Annotated in this window: 16 protein-coding genes; 7 read left to right on the top strand and 9 right to left on the bottom strand. The window is 65.2% G+C overall.

The features are described from left to right. Window positions 1–32 precede the first annotated feature (32 nt). The 9 genes from JQ627_RS39650 to JQ627_RS19870 all read right to left on the bottom strand — a co-directional run bounded on the left by JQ627_RS39650 (window position 33) and on the right by JQ627_RS19870 (window position 10,332). On the bottom strand, window positions 33–587 hold the full coding sequence (locus JQ627_RS39650; RefSeq protein ID WP_312015788.1) for a CoA transferase: 555 nt from the start codon (window positions 585–587) through the stop codon (window positions 33–35). Next, window positions 584–1,156, bottom strand: coding sequence for a CaiB/BaiF CoA-transferase family protein (locus tag JQ627_RS39645; RefSeq protein ID WP_312015787.1), 573 nt, complete (start codon window positions 1,154–1,156; stop codon window positions 584–586). The genes JQ627_RS39650 and JQ627_RS39645 overlap by 4 nt, the downstream gene beginning before the upstream one ends. Beyond that, entirely contained in the window at window positions 1,153–2,748 is a 1,596-nt protein-coding gene (locus JQ627_RS19900) for an AMP-binding protein (protein ID WP_212485844.1), read from the bottom strand. Before JQ627_RS19900 ends, JQ627_RS39645 begins: the two co-directional genes overlap by 4 nt. 80 nt (window positions 2,749–2,828) lie before the next feature. Then, window positions 2,829–4,031 (bottom strand): ABC transporter substrate-binding protein, encoded by a 1,203-nt coding sequence (locus JQ627_RS19895; protein WP_212485843.1) that lies wholly within the window; start codon window positions 4,029–4,031, stop codon window positions 2,829–2,831. Window positions 4,032–4,079: 48 nt separating this feature from the next. Continuing rightward, on the bottom strand, window positions 4,080–5,660 hold the full coding sequence (locus JQ627_RS19890) for an acyl-CoA carboxylase subunit beta (RefSeq protein WP_212485842.1): 1,581 nt from the start codon (window positions 5,658–5,660) through the stop codon (window positions 4,080–4,082). Further along, window positions 5,657–6,430 (bottom strand): ABC transporter ATP-binding protein, encoded by a 774-nt coding sequence (locus JQ627_RS19885; RefSeq protein WP_212485841.1) that lies wholly within the window; start codon window positions 6,428–6,430, stop codon window positions 5,657–5,659. The genes JQ627_RS19890 and JQ627_RS19885 overlap by 4 nt, the downstream gene beginning before the upstream one ends. Continuing rightward, on the bottom strand, window positions 6,427–8,208 hold the full coding sequence (locus tag JQ627_RS19880) for an ABC transporter permease subunit (protein WP_212485840.1): 1,782 nt from the start codon (window positions 8,206–8,208) through the stop codon (window positions 6,427–6,429). Before JQ627_RS19880 ends, JQ627_RS19885 begins: the two co-directional genes overlap by 4 nt. A 2-nt stretch (window positions 8,209–8,210) precedes the next feature. Beyond that, window positions 8,211–9,089, bottom strand: coding sequence for a branched-chain amino acid ABC transporter permease (locus JQ627_RS19875; protein WP_212485839.1), 879 nt, complete (start codon window positions 9,087–9,089; stop codon window positions 8,211–8,213). A gap of 10 nt (window positions 9,090–9,099) precedes the next feature. Beyond that, window positions 9,100–10,332 (bottom strand): ABC transporter substrate-binding protein, encoded by a 1,233-nt coding sequence (locus tag JQ627_RS19870; RefSeq protein ID WP_212485838.1) that lies wholly within the window; start codon window positions 10,330–10,332, stop codon window positions 9,100–9,102. A gap of 99 nt (window positions 10,333–10,431) precedes the next feature. Between JQ627_RS19870 and JQ627_RS19865 the strand changes: the two genes are divergently transcribed. From JQ627_RS19865 to JQ627_RS19835, 7 genes are all read left to right on the top strand, one after another. Continuing rightward, window positions 10,432–11,115, top strand: a complete 684-nt coding sequence (locus JQ627_RS19865) for a TetR/AcrR family transcriptional regulator (protein WP_312015786.1) — start codon at window positions 10,432–10,434, stop codon at window positions 11,113–11,115. Between the two features lie 55 nt (window positions 11,116–11,170). After that, window positions 11,171–12,802 (top strand): AMP-binding protein, encoded by a 1,632-nt coding sequence (locus JQ627_RS19860; protein WP_212485836.1) that lies wholly within the window; start codon window positions 11,171–11,173, stop codon window positions 12,800–12,802. Beyond that, window positions 12,799–14,316 carry an acyl-CoA carboxylase subunit beta gene (locus tag JQ627_RS19855; RefSeq protein WP_212485835.1) on the top strand — a complete coding sequence of 506 codons (1,518 nt, stop codon included), beginning with the start codon at window positions 12,799–12,801 and terminating at the stop codon, window positions 14,314–14,316. Before JQ627_RS19860 ends, JQ627_RS19855 begins: the two co-directional genes overlap by 4 nt. 47 nt (window positions 14,317–14,363) lie before the next feature. After that, window positions 14,364–15,542 carry a CaiB/BaiF CoA-transferase family protein gene (locus JQ627_RS19850; protein WP_249143211.1) on the top strand — a complete coding sequence of 393 codons (1,179 nt, stop codon included), beginning with the start codon at window positions 14,364–14,366 and terminating at the stop codon, window positions 15,540–15,542. A 49-nt stretch (window positions 15,543–15,591) separates the two neighbouring features. Further along, complete coding sequence (locus JQ627_RS19845; protein WP_212485833.1) at window positions 15,592–15,813, top strand: biotin/lipoyl-binding carrier protein; 222 nt, start codon at window positions 15,592–15,594, stop codon at window positions 15,811–15,813. Between the two features lie 355 nt (window positions 15,814–16,168). After that, a complete protein-coding gene (locus JQ627_RS19840) occupies window positions 16,169–17,419 on the top strand; it encodes an acetyl-CoA C-acetyltransferase (protein ID WP_212485832.1) in 1,251 nt (416 codons plus the stop codon). Between the two features lie 17 nt (window positions 17,420–17,436). Then, a complete protein-coding gene (locus JQ627_RS19835; protein ID WP_212485831.1) occupies window positions 17,437–18,219 on the top strand; it encodes an SDR family NAD(P)-dependent oxidoreductase in 783 nt (260 codons plus the stop codon). Window positions 18,220–18,282 lie beyond the last annotated feature (63 nt).

Genomic DNA, 18,282 nt, shown 5'->3' with positions numbered 1-18,282 from the left:
TATTAGGTGCCTGACGGTTTGTCGCAAGCCGCTTACGCCAGCAGACGCTCGACGATCGGTTGCGCCACTCCCCAGCGCTGCAGCACCTCGCGCGTATCGTCGCCGGAGACGCGGGCAGATCGCGGGGTGGCAGCCGGCGTGCGGCTGAAGCGCGGCGCAGGGGCCGGCTGCGTCACATCGTCGATCGTGACGAAGGTGTCGCGTGCGATATTGTGCGGATCGTTCGGTGCCTCATCCCAGTCGAGCACGGGCGCGACGCAGGTGTCGTCGCTCCCCAGCAGCGCAACCCATTCGGCGCGGCTCCGCGTGAGAAACATCGCCGCAATCCGCTGCTTTTGCGCCGGCCATTTCGGCTTGTTCATCTGGTCGTCGAACAGCGGGTCCGTCAGCCTGCACAGCGTGCGGAAGCGCGCATAGAATTGCGGCTCGATCGCGCCGAGCGCGAGGAACTTTCCGTCCGCGCAAGCATAGGTGTCGTAGAACGGCGCGCCGCCATCGACCAGATTGTCGCCGCGCTGATTGCTCTGGCTGCCGGAGGCACGACCTGCGTAGCGACCTGCGGCAAGCAGCGCGGCGCCATCGGTCATGGCGGCATCGACCACCTGTCCCTTGCCGGAGGCGCGGGCCTAAGCAGTGCAGCCATGATGCCGAAGGCCAGGAACATCGCGCCGCCGCCGAAGTCGCCAACCAGGTTCAGCGGCGGTGGCGGCGGCGAGCCGGGGCGGCCGATCGCGTGCAAAGCGCCAGTCAAGGCGATGTAGTTGATGTCGTGGCCGGCGCGGCGCGCGAGCGGGCCGTTTTGCCCCCAGCCGGTCATGCGGCCATAGACGAGGCGCGCATTGCGTGCGAGGCAAAGGTCGGGGCCGAGACCCAGGCGCTCCATCACGCCAGGGCGATAGCCCTCGATCAGGACCTCGGCCTTTTCGATCAACGCAAGCGCGCTCGTAACGGCACCGTCCGCGCGCAGATCGAGCTCGACGAAGCGGCAGCCGCGGCCCGTCACATCGAAACGCGGCTCGGTGTCGAACATAGAGCCGCCGGGCCTGCGGATGCGCACGACCTCTGCGCCGAGATCCGCGAGCAGCATGGCGCAGAACGGGCCGGGACCGATCCCGGCCATCTCGACGACGCGCAGGCCGGCGAGCGGCCCGCTCACCGGCTGATCTCGCCGGCGCCGCCGAGGCTGGCGAGCTTGTCGCGGCGGATTTTGAGCCCGGCCGCCTCGCGGTCCCATGTGTCCGCGGAGACGCCGTCGGCGCGCAGCAGGTGCTTCTGGACCTTTTGCGTCGGCGTCTTCGGCAGCACGGGCAGGATCCGGATGTAGCGCGGGATCATGAAGTGGGCGAGCCGCGGGCGCAGCCACTCCAGCAGGGCGGTCGCATCGACCGATCGTCCTTCGACCGGCGAAACGACGGCAAGCACCTCGTCCTCGCCGAACTCGCTGGGGACGCCGACGACCGCGACCTCGCGGATATCGGGATGTGCGTTGATCGCAGCCTCGACCTCGAATGAGGAGATGTTTTCACCGCGCCGCCGGATCGCGTCCTTCATGCGATCGACGAAGAAGAACTCGCCACGCTCGTTCTGGCGGAAAGCATCGCCGGTATGGAACCAGCCGTTGCGCCACGCGCGCGCGGTGGCCTCCGGGTTGCCGTAGTAGCCATGGCTCATCGCCCAGGGCGCGTCCGTGCGCAGCACCAGCTCGCCGGTCTTGCCCGGCGCGACGTCGATGTCGTTCTCGTCGACGACGCGCGCGAACACGCCGGGGCGGGGCCGGCCGCAGGTGCCGAGCGTCTCGGGATCGCGCTCGGAGATGATCGGCCACGACGTCTCGGTCATGTTGAAGACGGTGTAAACCTCGACGCCGAAACGCTCGCCGAATTCCCTGAAGCCATCGGCCAGCGGCACGATGTTGACAACGCGCAGCGGATGGTCCCGGTCGCCCGGTCCCGGTGGCTCCTTCAGCAGGAACGGCACCATGGCGCCGAGCAGGGTCAGATAGGTCGATTGCGTTCGCCGTACCGTGTCCCAGAACGTGCGCGTGTCGAAGGACTCGACGAGCGCGATCGATCCGCCCTTGACGAGCATGCGGTAGACGGCGCCGGTGCCGCTCATATGGAACAGCGGCAGGTTGACGAGATTGCGGTCATCGGTGGTCAGCGGCGCAAAGGCGAGCGCGCAGGAGCCGCAATGCATGTAGGTGCAGAGCACGCCCTTCGACGGGCCCGTCGTGCCCGACGTGTAGATGATCATCTGGTTGTCCCAGGGCATGATCGGGCGTTGCGGCGCGTCGGGCTCACCCGGCGTGGAAAGGTCGGCCGCGTCATGGTGCCGGAAGCCGGCCAAGCGCTTGTCGCGGGCATCAGGCCCGATCAGCAGCAAATCGGTCAGCGCGCAGCGGTCGATGTCGTGGAGGCGGTCGACGAGCCCCGCGTGGGAGATCAGCAGCCGCGCGCCGGAAATCCGCACGGCGTTCTCGAGCACCTGCCCACGCCAGGCGATGTTCATGGGGACGTAGACGGCGCCGATATAGTTGATGGCAAACCAGATGCGCAGCGCATCCGGACTGTTCGGCAGCCAGGTGAGGACGTGGTCGCCTTGCGCCACGCCCATGCGCTGCAGGGCGGCCGCGGTGCGGCGAACGGTCGAATGGATCTGTGCATAGCTCCACTCATGGCCGTCGTCGAAGCGGACGAACACCTTTTCCGGGGTATCAGCCGCATGGCGGTCGAGAACATGAGGGAGCACGCAGACGTCAGGCGGAAGGATGCGCGGGTCCTTCCAGGCCGCATCTCGGCTGGGGCTCGTAGCCTGCATCGGCGCCATGCCTAGACCGCGCGCTTGCGGAACACGGACATCGCCTTGGGATCGCGACCTGACAGCAGCGTCGCCATCGTCATGTCTTCGACCGAGATCGCGGCGTGATTCGTCGGCGTGAAGGTGAGATTTCCGAGCAGGCCCTTGTAATCCTTGGTCGCATCCATCGCGCGCTTGACCTTCTCGGGCTCGAAGGACTTCTCCTGCTCGATCGCCGCGCGCACCAGATAGAGGAAGTCGTAGAACGGCGACCCAGCGACGTTGACGCCGGCCTCCTTGGTCTCGGGAAAGGCGTTCGCCTTCTTGGCGAAGTCCATCTGCCGGCTGCCGATCTCTTCCTTGTCGCTCCAGGTCAACGTCTTGTAGTAGGTGCCGGCCGCATTCTGCAGTGCTTCGGCGGGCACGAGGTCGAGCAGTGAATCTGCGAACAGCGAACTGTGACCGGCGATTGCCGGATAGTATTTCTGGCTGTGCATGGAGTTGAATCCCTTGGCCGTGATCGGCGTCGACCCGGTCCAGAACAGCACGCCGTCGGCGCCGGCCTTGCGCAGATTGCCGACATAGCCGTTCAAATCCGGCGCCGTGATCGGGAAAACTTCGACGCCGACGGGCGCCACGCCGAGTTTCTTCAGGATGGTCTGGCACGCCGCGACGACCTGCTCGCCATAGGCGGTGTTCTCCTGGAGAATGCCGATCTTCTTCAGCTTCAGCGTCTCGACGAGATAGCGCGAGGCCATCTCTGCCTGTAGGTCCGAATTGAAGGTGCATTGATAATGCCAGGGATAGCGGTTGCCGTCGCCGGCTTCCGAGGCGATGGCGTACATGGTGGTGATGGTCTTCGACGCCGTCGTGACCGCGAGCGCGGCTAGTGACTGGCTCGAACCGGTGGGACCGCAGATGTAGCGGACGCCGCCTTCCTGCAGCTTCTTGATCACGGCAGGTTCGCGCGCCGGGGAGGCTTCGTCGTCTTCTTCCTGGCGCGCGATCTTGCGGCCCATGATGCCGCCGGCCGCATTGATCTCGTCGATCGCGATCAGTCCGCCGATATAGAGCGGGGCGTAGGAGGAGGCGAGCCGGCCGGTCGTCGGTCGCACCCAGCCGACGTTGAAGGTGTCGTCGTCGGCGAAACCCGGTCGCACCAAAGTACTCGCGCCGAGGGCTGCCACGCCGCCGAGAAACAGGCGACGGTCGAGAGTGTTGCGTCGGATCGTCATGGCATTCCTCCCAATATGTTCTTGTTGCTTCTGCGCGAGGCGCTGGAGCTAGATCGGCGGGATCGACCGGAATTTTGGCGGGTGATCCGGCTCACGCCGCGGCGGCGCCTGCGCGAAGATCTCGATGATGCGGCGGCGCGTGGTGCGCGGATCGATCACGTCGTCGACGCCGAAGCCCTCGGCCGCATGGATGGCGCCGGTCTGTGCACGCGTCTCCTCGATCATTTCCTGGCGGCGTGCCTGCGGATCGGGAGCCGACATGTATTCTTTTCGGAATGCGACGTCGATGGCGCCCTCGATCGACATCGCGCAGATCTGCGCCGAAGGCCAGGCGAAGGAGGCATCGGAATCGAAGGCACGGCCACCGTTCATCGCGAAATAGCCGAGGCCAAAACCCTTGCGGATCACCACCGACACGCGCGGCACGCTGGCATGGCCCCATTCGTAGATCAGCTTGGCGCTGCGGCGCCCGAGCGTGGTGCGTTCCGCGGCCGAGCCGATATAGAAGCCTGGCACGTCGATCAGCGAGATCAGCGGCAGGCCATAGGCATCGCAGAGCGCGATGAAATGCGCGCCCTTTTCGCAGGCATTGGCATCGAGGATGCCGCCGGTTCGCATCGGCTGGTTGGCTATGAAGCCGACCGGCCGTCCGCCAAGCCGCGCGAACGTCGTGATGATGTTGGCGGCAAAGGTCGGCTTGATCTCGAACAGGCTGCCGACATCGGCGATGCCACTGATGATCTGGCGCATGTCGTAGGCGCGTCGGGTCGAGGGCGGCACGATGTCGAGCAGCGCATCGTCGGCGCGATCGCTGGGATCGTCGGTCGCGACCAGGGGCAGGGGCTTGCGGGCGTTTCCGGGCAAATAAGAGAGGAAGCGCCTCGCGGCGGCAAACGCCTCGTCCTCGCTGGCGACGCCGAGATCGGCGAGGCCCTGCTTGTCGACCTGCACCGCGGCGCCGCCGAGCGCCTCCTGGTCGGCCTCTTCGCCGGTCCCGGCCTTCACCAGCGCCGGTCCGGCAAGGCCCATCACGGACTGGCCGCGTACCATGACGACGAGATCGGCAAGGCCGGCATAATTGGTCGGACCGGCGAAGCCGGCGCCGAGCATCAGCGCGACCATCGGGACCCAGCCCGAGGCGCGCGCGAGGTCGTGGAACATGCTGTTGGCCTGGGCGAAGTGCCGCGAGTTCTGTCCGCCCTGGATGCGGTGGCCGCCGCCGTCGAGCATCATGACCATGGGGATTCCGCGGCGGATCGCGATCTTCACCAGGCGGTGGGTCTTGGCGCTGCCGAGCTTGCCGATGCTGCCGCCGAACACGCTGAAATCCTGCGCGAAGACGGCGACGGGGCGCCCGTCGATGCGTGCGGTGCCCGTGACGACACCGTCGGCCGGCGATTTGTCGCGGGGATGGGGCTGGCCTGCCTGCGGCTCCTCCGAGGCGAGCGCACCGATTTCGTCGAACGTGCCGGTATCGACAAGCTGTGCGATCCGCGCGCGCGGTGACATGCGGCCGCGCTCGGCAAGCCGCTTCATCGCGTCGGGGCGCGCCTCGTCCATCAGCCGGGCGCGCTCGCTCTCGATGGCTGCAAGAATCTGCCGCTGCCCGGCATCGGGATTGATCGTCATGGCTGGCTCTGTCGTGGTTCGGAATGATGGGGCGCGCCGTGCTCGCCCATGAAGGCGGCGTGCAGGGCGTCGCCGGCTGCGATGTCGGCAGCCAGGCCGCTGGCGATGACGCGCCCGTTCTGCATGACATAGGCATCGTCGGCGATCTCGAGGGCGCGCTCCACCATCTGCTCGACGAGGAGGATCGCGACCCCTTGCGCTCTTAGTGCGAGGATGGCGGCCAGCACCTGGTCCACCAGGACCGGCGCGAGGCCGAGCGAGGGCTCGTCGAGCATCAGCAATTTCGGCTCGCGCATCATCGCCTGGGCGATGGCGAGCATCTGTTGCTGGCCGCCGGACAGGCTGCCGGCCGGCAGGTTCATCTTCTCCTGCAGGATCGGAAAGAGCTCGTGGATGTGCGCAACACGCCGGCCGTGCTCCTGCTCGGTGAGGCGCAGCCCATAGCGGCCGAGCTCGATATTGTCGGCGACACTCTGGCGCCGGAACAGGCGTCGGCCTTCCGCGACGTGCAGCAGCCCGGCATCGACGATCCCATTCGGCCGCGCGGTGGTGATGTCGCGACCGTCGAAGGTGATTCTGCCCGAGGTCGGACGATTGAGGCCGGATAAGGCGCGCAGCAATGTCGACTTGCCGGCGCCGTTGCGTCCGACCAGCACGACGATGCGTCCCTGGCGAACGTCGACCGAGACGTCCTCCAGAACGCGGACATGACCATAGCCTGCATCCACATTGGCGGCCGACAACAGCGGTGCGGAGACTATCGCCTTCATGCGGGAACTCCAGCTTTCAGCGCCCTGTCGCCCATATAGGCCCGCATCACGCGTTCGTCGTTGAACACCGCTGACGGCTTGCCCGCGGCGAGCACCACGCCGCGGTCGAGAACGGTCACGTGGCTTGCGACATTGGCGACGAGGTCGAGGTGGTGCTCGACGATCACGATCGTCGCACCAAGGCCGCAGATGCGCATGATGAGCCGCTCCAGCCGCTCCAGTTCGGACATCGACAGTCCTGCCGCGGGCTCGTCGAGCAGGATCAGCCGCGCGCCGCCCATCATGGCGCGGGCGATCTCGATCAGCCGCTGCTGGCCATGCGGGATCTCGCCGGCCTCGACATCGGCGCGATCGGCGACGCCCACGAATTGCAGGAAGCCGAGGGCCTCCTGCCGCAGCCGCCGCGTCTCGGCACGCGCGGATGGCAGCCGCAGTGCCGTCGCCAGCAGCCCGGCGCGTTCGCGCGTATAGGCACCGAGCATGACGTTGTCGAGCGCCGTGAGGTCGGCAATCAGGCGCGGCGTCTGGAAGGTGCGTCCGACGCCGCGCGCGGCGATCTTCTGTGCGCCGGAGCCAAGCGCCTCGACGTCGCCGATCTTCACACTGCCGGCATCGGGCACGTAATAGCCGCTGGCGAGGTTGAGCAGCGTTGTCTTTCCGGAGCCGTTCGGACCGACGATGGCGCAGCAGCTTCCAGCCGGAACGGAGAGATCCACGGCGTCGAGCGCCTGGACGCCGCCGAATTGCTTGCGCAGTCCGGTGATGTCGAGCGCCAGGCCCGCGATCGGCGGATGCTCCCTGGCTTCGGACGCGGCAGCGTTGGCCCCCGGATTGGCCGGCGCCATCCTCCGCCAGGCCTGCCGCAGTGCGCCGTACAGGCCATGCGGTGCGAACAGCATCAGGCCGAGCAGCATGCCGCCGTAGATCAGCATGCGCCAGCTCTGCAGGCCCGCGAGCAATTCCGGGATCAGGAAGAAGACCAGCGCGCCGATGATCGGTCCCCACAGCGTGCCGAGACCGCCGAGCACCACGGTCAGCAGGAAGAAGATCGAGAAGTCGGCGGTGAAATCGTCCGGTGTGACCACCGTCTTCTGCACGGCGAAGAAGGCCCCCGCGACACCCGCAAGTGCGGCCGAGATCACGAAAGCGACGAGCTTGGTCCGCTGCGGCGAGGCACCGACGGCAAGCGCCGCCGGTTCGACGTCGCGCACCGCGACGAAGGCGCGGCCGAAGCGGGAGTGCACGACGTTGCGCACCAGGATGAAGGCGACGACGGTGACTGCCACGATTGTGTAATAGAGCGGCCGCGGGCCGAATTCGTAGCCGAAGGCCGAGGGCGGCGGCACGCTGACGACGCCGGCAAAGCCTTTCGTCAGCCAGCGCCATTCGACGATCATCTTCTCGAAGACGAGCGCGAAGGCAAGGGTGATGAAAGCGAAGTACCAGGTGCTGAGTCGGAAGGCAGGCAGGGCTGCCAGCACGCCGAGCCCGGCGGCTAGCACCATCCCGACCACGGCCGCGGCCCAGAACGGCCAATGATGATCGACGGTCAGCAGCGCCACCGAATAGGCGCCGATCGCGACGAACGCGGCGTGGCCGAGCGAGACCTGCCCGGCATAGCCCGCGAGCAGATTGAGCCCGATCGCGGCGATGATGTAGATGCCGAGCTGGGTCGCGACGAACAACGCATAGGAATTGGCGCCGACGAAGGCGGGAAGGGCGAGCGCAGCGGCGAGTGCGGCAAGCTGCATGGCGATAGGAATGACGGCGCGTGACATGATCAGACCGTCCGTGCGTTCGGGCTGCCGAACAGGCCTTCAGGCTTCAGCAGCAGCACCGCGAGGACGACGATGAAGATCACCGCCTCCTGGTAGCCAGGCGACAGCAGCGACGCGCCGACCGCTTCCGTGACCCCGATGACGTATCCGGCGATCAGCGCGCCGCGATTGTTACCGATTGAGCCGACGGCTGCGGCCGCAAAACCCTTGAGCAACAGATCCGGTCCGAGCGAGGTCGATGCATAGAGGACGGGCGAGGCGAGAATGCCGGTCATGGCCGCGAACGCGGCGCCGAGGAAAAACGACCAGCGGCCGAGACTGCCGGGATCGATGCCGCGCAGCAGGGCCGCCTCGCGATCTTCGGCGACCGCCATCACGGCCTTGCCCTTGAGCGTCCGGTAGATTCGTTCGACGATGAGAACGAGCACCAATGTGACCAGGATGAGCGCAATCTCGTAGGACGAGATGCGCGACGACAGGATGTCGAGCGATTCCATGCTCAGCAGCGCGGGCGGCTTGACCAGGATCGGGTCGGGTCCCCAGAAGCGTCCGACGAAGTTGGAGATGATCAGGGACGTCGCGAGCGTCGTGATGACCCAGCCCGTTCCCGTCTGCGACCGCGCGAGGATGGGTGCAACTGCGATACGCTCCTCGATCAGCCCGATGCATCCGACGGTGATCAGCGTCGCTGCGAAGGCGACCAGCCACGGCATGCCCGCGAGCGAGGTGAGGCTCGCGAAGATCATCGCGCCGAGCATGACGAGCTCTCCTTGCGCGAAGTTGAACACGTTGGTCGGCCGGTAGAGAATATTGAAGCTCACCGCGACCAATGCATAGAGGCTGCCGGCGACGATGCCGTGCGCGAGGACGTCGATATCCATCAGCGTACCTTCACTGGCCGGGTGCGCGGGCGCGGAGGCAGCCCATGGCGCGCGGGTCCTGTCCCGACGCCACCGACACGAGCACCACGTCCTTTGCTCCGATGCCCGAATGGTTTTCCGGCGTGAAGGAAATGTCGCCCAGCAGGCCCTTGTGATTGCTGAGTTTGTCGAGCCCGCGCTTGATGGCTTCGGGCTCGAAGCTGTTCTCGGATTCGATCGCAGCCTTCAGGCAGTAGAGGAAATCGTAATAGGGCGCGGCGGCGACGTTGACTTCGTAGCCCTTCGACTCCGGATATTTCGCGAGCTTCCTGGCGAACTCGACCTGCCGCGCACCCGGCTGCTCGGTGTCGGTCCAGGTGAAGTTGCGGTAATAGGTCGCGAACACGTTCTTCACGGCTTCGGCTGGAACGAGATCGAACAGGGCCGGCAGCATCAGGCCGCTGTGACCGGTGACTGGCGGGAACCATTTTAGCGTCTTCATCGCGTTGAAGATCATCGCGGCGTTGGGGACGTTCGCGATCCAGCCGATGACGCCGTCCGCGCCAGATTTCTGCAAATTGGCGACGTAGGCCGACAGGTCGGGCGCCGAGATCGGGTAGACCTGCTCGCTGACCGGCGTGAGGCCGAACTTCTTCTGCAGGATCGCCTTCGTCGCGGCTGTTCCCTGTTCACCGAAGGCGGTGTTTTCCTGGAGAATGCCGATCTTCTTCAGGCCGAGCGTCTTGATCATGTACTCGACGCAGACGTCGGCCTGCTGGTCGGTGTTGAACATGATCTGGTAGTGATAGGGGTATTTGCGGCCATCACCGGCTTCCGCGGCCGCCGCGTAGGTCGACTGGATGGTCTTCGCAGATGTCGTGGCAGCGATCGAGGCGAGCGATTGCGAACTGCCGGTAGGGCCGACAAAGCATCCGATATCCTGCTCGCGCAGTTTGCGCACGATGCCTGGTTCCTTTGCCGGGGATGCCTCGTCGTCTTCTTCGACGCGCGCGATCTGGCGGCCCAGGATGCCGCCGGCGGCATTGATTTCATCCACGGCGATGAGTCCGCCGAAATAGAGCGGAGCAAAGGAAGAGGCGAGGCGGCCCGTCGTCGGCCTGATCCAGCCAACCTTGAATGCTTGCTGCTGCGCGAATGCCGGGCCGGCGAAAGAGGCGACACCGAGCTGGGCGGCGAGGCGCAGCAACGCGCGTCTGTCGATGACGTTGCGGGCAAGCAAAGGGATTGCGGGCGTCGAGCGCATGCGTTTTCTCTCCCGGATGTGCGGCTCTTGTGTTGGCCGCAATTTGGCTCAATCATAATACTTGTTGACCGACCAGCAAGTAGATTATTAACTTCGGCCATGGTTTCCCTAGCGCCTCAACTCAAGACGAAGCCTGCGTCGCGGCAGGAAGAGCGCCGGCGCGCGTCAGATTCACGCATGCTCCGCGCAGCGATGTCGATCATCGCGCAGAAGGGTGCCGCGGGCGCGACGCTCGCTGAAATCGGTCTCGCCGCGGGCTTCAGCCGTGGGCTTCCGGCCGAGCGCTTCGGCACGAAATTCGCGCTGCTGAACGCGCTGATGGATTTCATGGAGGGCTGGTTTGCGGAGCGGCTGCGTCACGCCATCGGAGATAAGACCGGGATCGATGCCGTGCAGGCGCGGATCGATGCGCATGTGGACAGTGCCTGTGCGAGCCCGGTGGCAACCGCGGCACTCTATTCGCTTTTCGTCGAATCGCTTTGCGCAATACCGGAGCTGCAGCCGCGCACGCGCGCGATCAGCGCCAGCTTCCATGATGGTTTTCGCAGGCATCTCGAGCAGGCGCGCCGCGGCGGCGAGCTCCGCGAAGGGGTCGATTGCGCGAAGATGGCCAACGTGCTGGTCGGCATGCTGCGCGGCCTGATCATCCAGTCGCTGCTCGAGGGCGATGCCCGGAGCCTCGCAACGAACCGTGCGCAAATTCATGCATTCATCGATGCGGGCTTGCGCAAACGCCTGAACGGGGCGGGAGGACGCGCATCCGGCCGCCGGAAGAACGACTGACGGCGTTCGCGCCGGAATAAACGACCGCCTGAAGGCGGCGCAATGGGAGGCGCCCATGAGTGGCGACAACGATCGGCTGTCCCCGTCGGACAGATATGTGCTGCGCAATCTCGTCGATCGCCATGCGCGCGAGCGGGGCGACAAGACATTCGTCGTGCTGTCGACCGGAGAGGAGTGGAGCTACACGCAGCTGCGCGACAAGGTGCGCCGGGTTGCCGCCAGCCTCCAGGCGCTTGGCGTCAAGCAGGACGATTTCGTGCTGTCCTGGCTCCCAAACGGGCCGCACGCGATCGCCGTCTGGTTCGCGCTGAACTATATCGGTGCGGTCTACGTGCCGGTGAACATCTCCTATCGCGGGCGGCTGCTGGCCCATGTGATCAAGAATTCGGGCGCACGGCTGATGATCGCTGATGCCAGGCTTGCCGAGCGGCTCTCCGAGGTGGAGACGGCCGCGCTCGATACCCTGGTCGCGGTGTCGGGCAATCCGCCGCCGGGCCTCAAGGGGATTCGCGGCCTGACCGAAGATGCACTTGGCTCTGCTGCCGGCGAGCCCGTCGATCCGTCCCGCGCGGTCATGCCATGGGACACCCATGCGGTCATCTACACGTCGGGCACCACCGGTCCGTCGAAAGGTGTGCTGTCGTCCTATCGCCATCTCGCGGCGACGACCGAGGCGATCGATACCGTGACCTCGGATGACCGGGCGATGGTCAACCTGCCGCTGTTCCATGTCGGCGGCACCAGCGGCGTGTACCGCATGCTCGTGCGCGGCGGTTCCATCGCGCTGGTCGAGGCCTTCGACACCCAGACCTTCTGGGACACGGTGCGCCGCACCGGCGCCACGACGACAACGCTGCTCGGGGCGATGATCCCGTTCCTGATGAAGGCACCGCCGAGCCCGCGCGACCGTGATCATACGTTTCGGCAAGCAATCATGGTGCCGCTCGCCGACGACGCGGCGGAATTCACCGCCCGCTTCGGCGTCGACATCTACACGGTCTTCAACATGACGGAGATCTCGTGCCCGATCGTGTCGGTGCGCAATCCGGATGTGCTCAAGACCTGCGGTCGGGTGCGTGACGGCTTTGAAGCAAGGGTCGTAGACGAGAACGACGTCGAGGTGCCGCATGGCACGATCGGCGAATTGATGGTCCGGGCCGACGAGCCCTGGACGATGAACCACGGCTACAACGCAAATCCTGAGGCGACCGCGCGTGCCTGGCGCAACGGCTGGTTCCACACGGGCGATGCCTTTCGTCGGGACGAGGCCGGCAATTTCTTCTTCGTCGACCGCATGAAGGACGCCATCCGCCGCCGCGGCGAGAACATCTCCTCGTTCGAGGTTGAGGCGGAAATCGGGGCGCATCCGAAGGTCCGCGAGAGTGCGGTCGTCGGCGTTCCCAGCGAGTTTGCGGAAGACGAGGTCATGGCGGTGATCTCGCCGGTCCCCGGGGCCGACATCGACCCGCTCGAGATCATCTCGTTCCTGACGCCGCGTCTGCCGCACTTCATGGTGCCGCGCTACATCCGCTTCCTGGCGGAGTTGCCGAAGACGCCCACGCAAAAGATCGAAAAGCACGTGCTGCGCTCGGAAGGGGTCACCGGCGACACGTGGGATCGCGAGCAGGCGGGTATCCGCCTCAAGCGCGAAAAACTGACCGCCGGAGACTTGAAGGTCGCGCGATGAAGGATGATACGAAATTGCGGGCCGACCTCAGGCTCGTTCTGGATGCCCAGGCCGAACGTCTCGACGCCGCGCGCCCCCGTGCCGTGGCGCGTCAGGACAAGCGAGGCCGCTGGACCGCGCGTCGCGCCGTCGAAGCCATCGTGGACCAGAATAGCTTCGTCGAATATGGCGGTCTGGTACGTCCCGCGACAAAGGGAATGGAAGGTGCCGCCGACGGACTCGTGATGGGCACGGCCAAGGTCGACGGGCGGCCGGTCGACATGGTTCTCTACGATTACACCGTGTACGCCGGCACGCAGAGCGCGATGAACCACGCCAAGATCACGCGCATGTTCACGCATGCCGAGAAGCACCGGTTGCCGGTGATCTGCTGGCTCGACGGCGGCGGCGCCCGGCCGCACGACATGCACGTCACCGCGAGACCCTCGACACCGACCTTCGTCGTGTTTGCCCGTCTGTCGGGTCTGGTGCCGACGGTCGGCATCTCGCCCGGCCGTGCCTTTGCAGGGCACGCCAATCTCGCCGGTCTGTGCGATGTCCTGATCGCGACCGAGGATTCAGCCATGGGCATGGCGGGTCCACCGCTGGTCGAAGCCGCGCTCGGCAAGAGATACACTCCGGAGGAGATCGGCCCGGCGTCGGTGCACTGGGCATCTGGCGTGATCGACATCCTCGTCAAGGACGAGGCCGAGGCGATCGCCGCGGCGAAGAAATATCTCGGCTATTTCGAGATGCAACAGCCGGCGGGCGAAGCGCCGGACCAGGCGGTCCTTCGCGACATGGTCCCGGAAAATCCCCGCAGGGCCTACAACGTCCGCAACGTGATCCAGACGCTTTGCGACGTCGACAGCGTCATGGAGGTCAAGGCGGGTTACGGCAAGGCGGCCGTGACGGCCTTCGGTCGCATCGCGGGCCGCACCGTTGGAATCGTGGCCAATCAGCCGATGTATCTGGCCGGCGCCATGGATACGCCGGCCTGCCTGAAGATGGCGCGTTTCATCCAGATTTGCGACGCGTTCGACATTCCCCTTGTCGTGCTCTGCGATACGCCTGGCCTGATGGTCGGGCCGGAGGTCGAGAAGACCGGGCTGATGCGTCACAGCGCGCGCGTACTGTCGGCGCTTGCCAATGCTACCGTGCCGGTGCTGACGGTCGTGTTGCGCAAGGCTTACGGCCTCGGCTATTACATCATGGGCTCGCGCCCGCTCGAGCCAGCGATCCTCGTTGCCTGGCCTACCGCCGAGTTCGGCGGCATGGGCCTCGAAGGCGCGGTCAACATCATCTACGCGAAAGAGCTCGAGGCCGCGGCGACGCCGGAGGAGCGAGCCGAATTGCACGCCGGCCTGACCGCGGAGCTGAAGCGCTCGAATACGGCGGTCGAAAGCGGCGCCAAGTTCCTCTACGACGACGTGATCGATCCTGCTGACACGCGGGACATCCTCGTCAAGACGCTGGAGACGTTGCCGCAACCGGCGCCGCGAGCGACGCGTAAGCGCGTCATTGAGCCGTTCTGAGGGAGCGCGCGATGAGCGAACGGGCGATCGAGACGCCGTTGACGGATTTGCGCGTCGTCGATTTCACTCATTTCATCGCCGGTCCGTTTTGCACCATGATTCTCGCGGATTTTGGCGCCGAAGTGATCAAGATCGAATCCCCGGATGGGGGCGATGGCTTCCGGCAATATCCGCCGCACCGCGACGGGGAGGGCGCGCCGTATCTCTGGACCAATCGGAACAAGGACAGCGTTGCCCTCGACCTGAAAACCGAGGCCGGCCGCCAGGTTGCGCTCGAACTCGCCGACAAGGCCGACGTCGTCGTCGAGAACTTTTCGGCCGGCGTCATGCAAAGGCTAGGGCTCGACTATGCCATGCTTAGGGAGCGTAATCCGGGCCTGATCTATTGCTCCATCTCGGCCTATGGCCGCAGCGGTCCGTTCGCCGATCGTCTCGGTTTCGATCCGATCGCGCAGGCCGAAAGCGGCTTCATTTCGATGAACGGTCGCTCGGATGACGAGGGCATGCGGGCCGGATCGTCGATCATGGACATGGCCACGGCGATGCTTTCCTGCAATGCCATCCTGGCGGCATTGCACGCGCGTGCGCGGAACGGCAAAGGGCAGCCGATCGAGACCAATCTGCTCGGGGCGGCCGTCAACATGCTCGGAAATTTCCACATGGGCTACCTCATGTCGGGCGTGAGCCCGAAGCGGTTCGGGAATTGGCAGGTGACCGCGGTGCCCGTTGGCTCCTTCGCCACCAGCACGGGTCCGCTCTACATCGCCTGCGCAAACGATGGCACGTTCAGGCGTTTGATGCGGGATGTGCTGAAAAGCCCGGAGCTTGCCGATGACGAGCGCTTTCGCACCAGCGTCAGCCGCCGCACCAATAATGAAGTGTTGAAGCAGATCATCGGCGCCGCGCTGTCACAGGGCGCGCGCGAAGACTGGCTCAACGCGATGCAGCGCGTGGGCGTTCCTGCTGCTGCGGTGCGCAGCGTCGGTGAGGCCCTGGACTCGGACGAGGTGCGCGCGCTGGGTATTCTCGGTGAGGCCGAGCACGAGAAGCTCGGCAAAATCCCCAATGTCGGATTACCGATCACATTCTCGGAGACGCCGATGCGCAAGCCGGCCGGTGCTCCGCTGCTGGGATCACAAACGAGGAACGCACTCCGGCGCGTGCTGGACTACGACGAGGAGCGCTTGGTGCAACTGGCCGCCGCGGGCGCCTTCGGCGACAGATAATCGAACACCCCGAGTGAGTTACATTGAGAAAGCTGAAAGGTAATTTGGAATGGCAAAGCTGGAAGCAAAATCTGAGGTCAGCGGTTTCGTCTGGAAAGTGGAGACCGAGCTCGGCAAGCGCGTGGTGAAGGGCGACACGCTCATCCTGATTGAGTCCATGAAAATGGAGATCCCGGTCGTGGCGGAGGCTGACGGGGTGGTTGTGAAGATTTCCGTCGAGGAGGGCGCCGCCGTCAACGAGGGTAATACGGTTGCAGTACTGGAGATATGAAGAGTGCTTGAGGAAAGAGCCTTAATGACGCGCAGGCGAAGTCAATTCCGTCTCGTGAAAGTGAAAGACGCTCTGCGTCGAGTTCGATGAGCTGGAACGCATGGATGTTTCGGGCGTCCTGCGTTATGGAGCTTGGGCGCCCTTGATTGTCTTTGGGGCAAATTGCAAGTTCGTCGAGTTCTCCGACCGAAGTGCTGGCTCCGCATGCAATGGCGGCCGGTGGCTCTCGATTGCGGAGAGCTGGAGCAGGCCTGCCTGCGCCGCAGATCAGGACGTCCACGAACGCGCTGGTGTCCGTATGGCGGAAAATCAGCTCCCGCGTTGAAGCAAGAACGTTCAAAACGAAGAGGAACGCATGTCTGAAGCATATATCATCGACGCTGTTCGCACGCCGCGAGGTATCGGCAAGCCGGGCAAGGGTGCGCTGTCGCACCTCCATCCGCAACAATTGGCCGCAACGGTGCTCAAGGCGCTCAAGGAGCGCAACAAGCTCGATACGTCGACCGTCGATGACATCATCTGGTCGACCTCGACCCAGGAAGGCAAGCAAGGCGGCGATCTTGGGCGCATGTCGGCGCTCGCGGCTGGATATGACATCAACGCCAGCGGCACGACGCTCGACCGCTTCTGCGGCGGCGGTATTACGTCCGTCAATCTGGCGGCCGCTTCGGTGATGTCAGGGATGGAGGATTGTGTCATCGCGGGCGGCACCGAGATGATGAGCTATCAGCAGGCCCTGGCTGCCGAACGGTCCAGGGCAGGGCAACCGGCGCGGCTGATGGGTGCGGGTAACGCGGCGCTGGATGCCGTCCACCCGCAGTCTCACCAGGGTGTATGCGGCGACGCCATCGCGACCCGTGAGGGGATCAGCCGGGAGGCCTGCGATGCCCTGGCACTGGTCAGCCAGCAGAGGGCCAAGAGGGCGATCGATGAAGGCCGCTTCGCCAAGTCGGTGGTCCCCGTCTACAACGACGACGGCAGCGTCGCCCTTGATCGTGAGGAATTCCCGCGCCCCGAGACGACCGCCGAAGGACTTGCTTCGCTGAAGCCCAGCTTCGAGCAGCTCGCCGATTTCGATCTCGGCAGCGGATCGACGTTCAAAAAGCAGATTCAGCGTCGCTACCCGGACCTCGAGTGGAAAGGCGTGCATCACGCCGGCAACAGCTCGGGCGTGGTGGACGGCGCGGCCGCGGTCCTGATCGCGTCGAAGGAATATGCCGAGAAGCACGGCCTCAAGCCCCGGGGCAGGATCGTGGCCTATGCCAATCAGGGTGACGACCCGACGCTGATGCTGAACGCTCCGGTTCCAGCGGCCAGGAAGGTTCTCGCCAAGGCCGGCCTGACCAAGAACGATATCGATGTCTGGGAGATCAACGAGGCCTTCGCGGTCGTCGCCGAGAAGTTCATCCGCGACCTTGATCTCGATCGGACCAAGGTCAACATCAATGGCGGCTCCATCGCGCTCGGCCACCCCATCGGCGCGACGGGATCGATACTCATCGGCACCGCGCTCGACGAACTCGAGCGCAGCGGTGGACGCTATGGTCTCGTTACCATGTGTGCCGCCGGCGGGATGGCGCCGGCCGTCATCATCGAGCGCATCTGACCAGGGAGGGAACTGCAATGAAACTCGATTCATCGATCGTTGCCGTCGTCACCGGCGGCGCTTCCGGCCTCGGTGCAGCCACTTCGCGGGCGCTCGCTGCGCATGGCGTGAAGGTCGCCATCTTCGACTTCAACGAAGAGAAGGGTGTAGCTGTCGCCAAGGAAATCGGCGGTGTATTCTGCAAGGTTGACGTCACCTCCGACGACGAGGTCGATGCGGCCTTCGCCAAGGCCCGCGCGGCTCACGGCCAGGAGCGGATCCTGGTGAACTGCGCAGGCACGGGCAATGCGGTGAAGACCGCAGGTCGGGACAAGAAGACCGGTGAGCCCACCCACTTTCCGCTCGATGCCTTCAACCGCATCATCCAGATCAACCTCGTCGGCACGTTCCGTTGCATCGCGAAGTCGGCGAAGGGCATGCTGTCGCTGACCCCGCTCGAGGACGGCGAGCGCGGGGCGATCGTCAATACCGCCTCGGTTGCGGCCGAGGACGGGCAAATGGGGCAGGCCGCTTATTCGGCTTCCAAGGGCGGTGTCGTCGGTATGACGTTGCCGATCGCGCGCGACCTGATGAGCGACGGAATCCGCGTCAACACCATCCTGCCGGGAATCTTCAACACGCCGCTGCTGCAGGGTGCGCCGGAGAACGTCAAGACTGCCCTCAGCGCCTCGGTGCCGTTCCCGAAGCGTCTCGGAATGCCGGAGGAATATGCGCAGCTTGCGCTGACCATGATCACCAACGGCTACTTCAACGGCGAAGACGTCCGCCTCGACGGCGCCATCCGCATGGCCCCCCGCTAGGAGCACAAGTAATTGGAGCGACCGGACATCAAATCCGGTCGCTCCAGCAATCCCGATTGCGCG

The organism is Bradyrhizobium liaoningense (assembly GCF_018130785.1).
Classification (GTDB): Bacteria; Pseudomonadota; Alphaproteobacteria; order Rhizobiales; family Xanthobacteraceae; genus Bradyrhizobium; species Bradyrhizobium liaoningense_A.
Note: the sequence above shows the minus strand (reverse complement) of the source record. Positions and strands in the feature narration are given on the sequence as shown.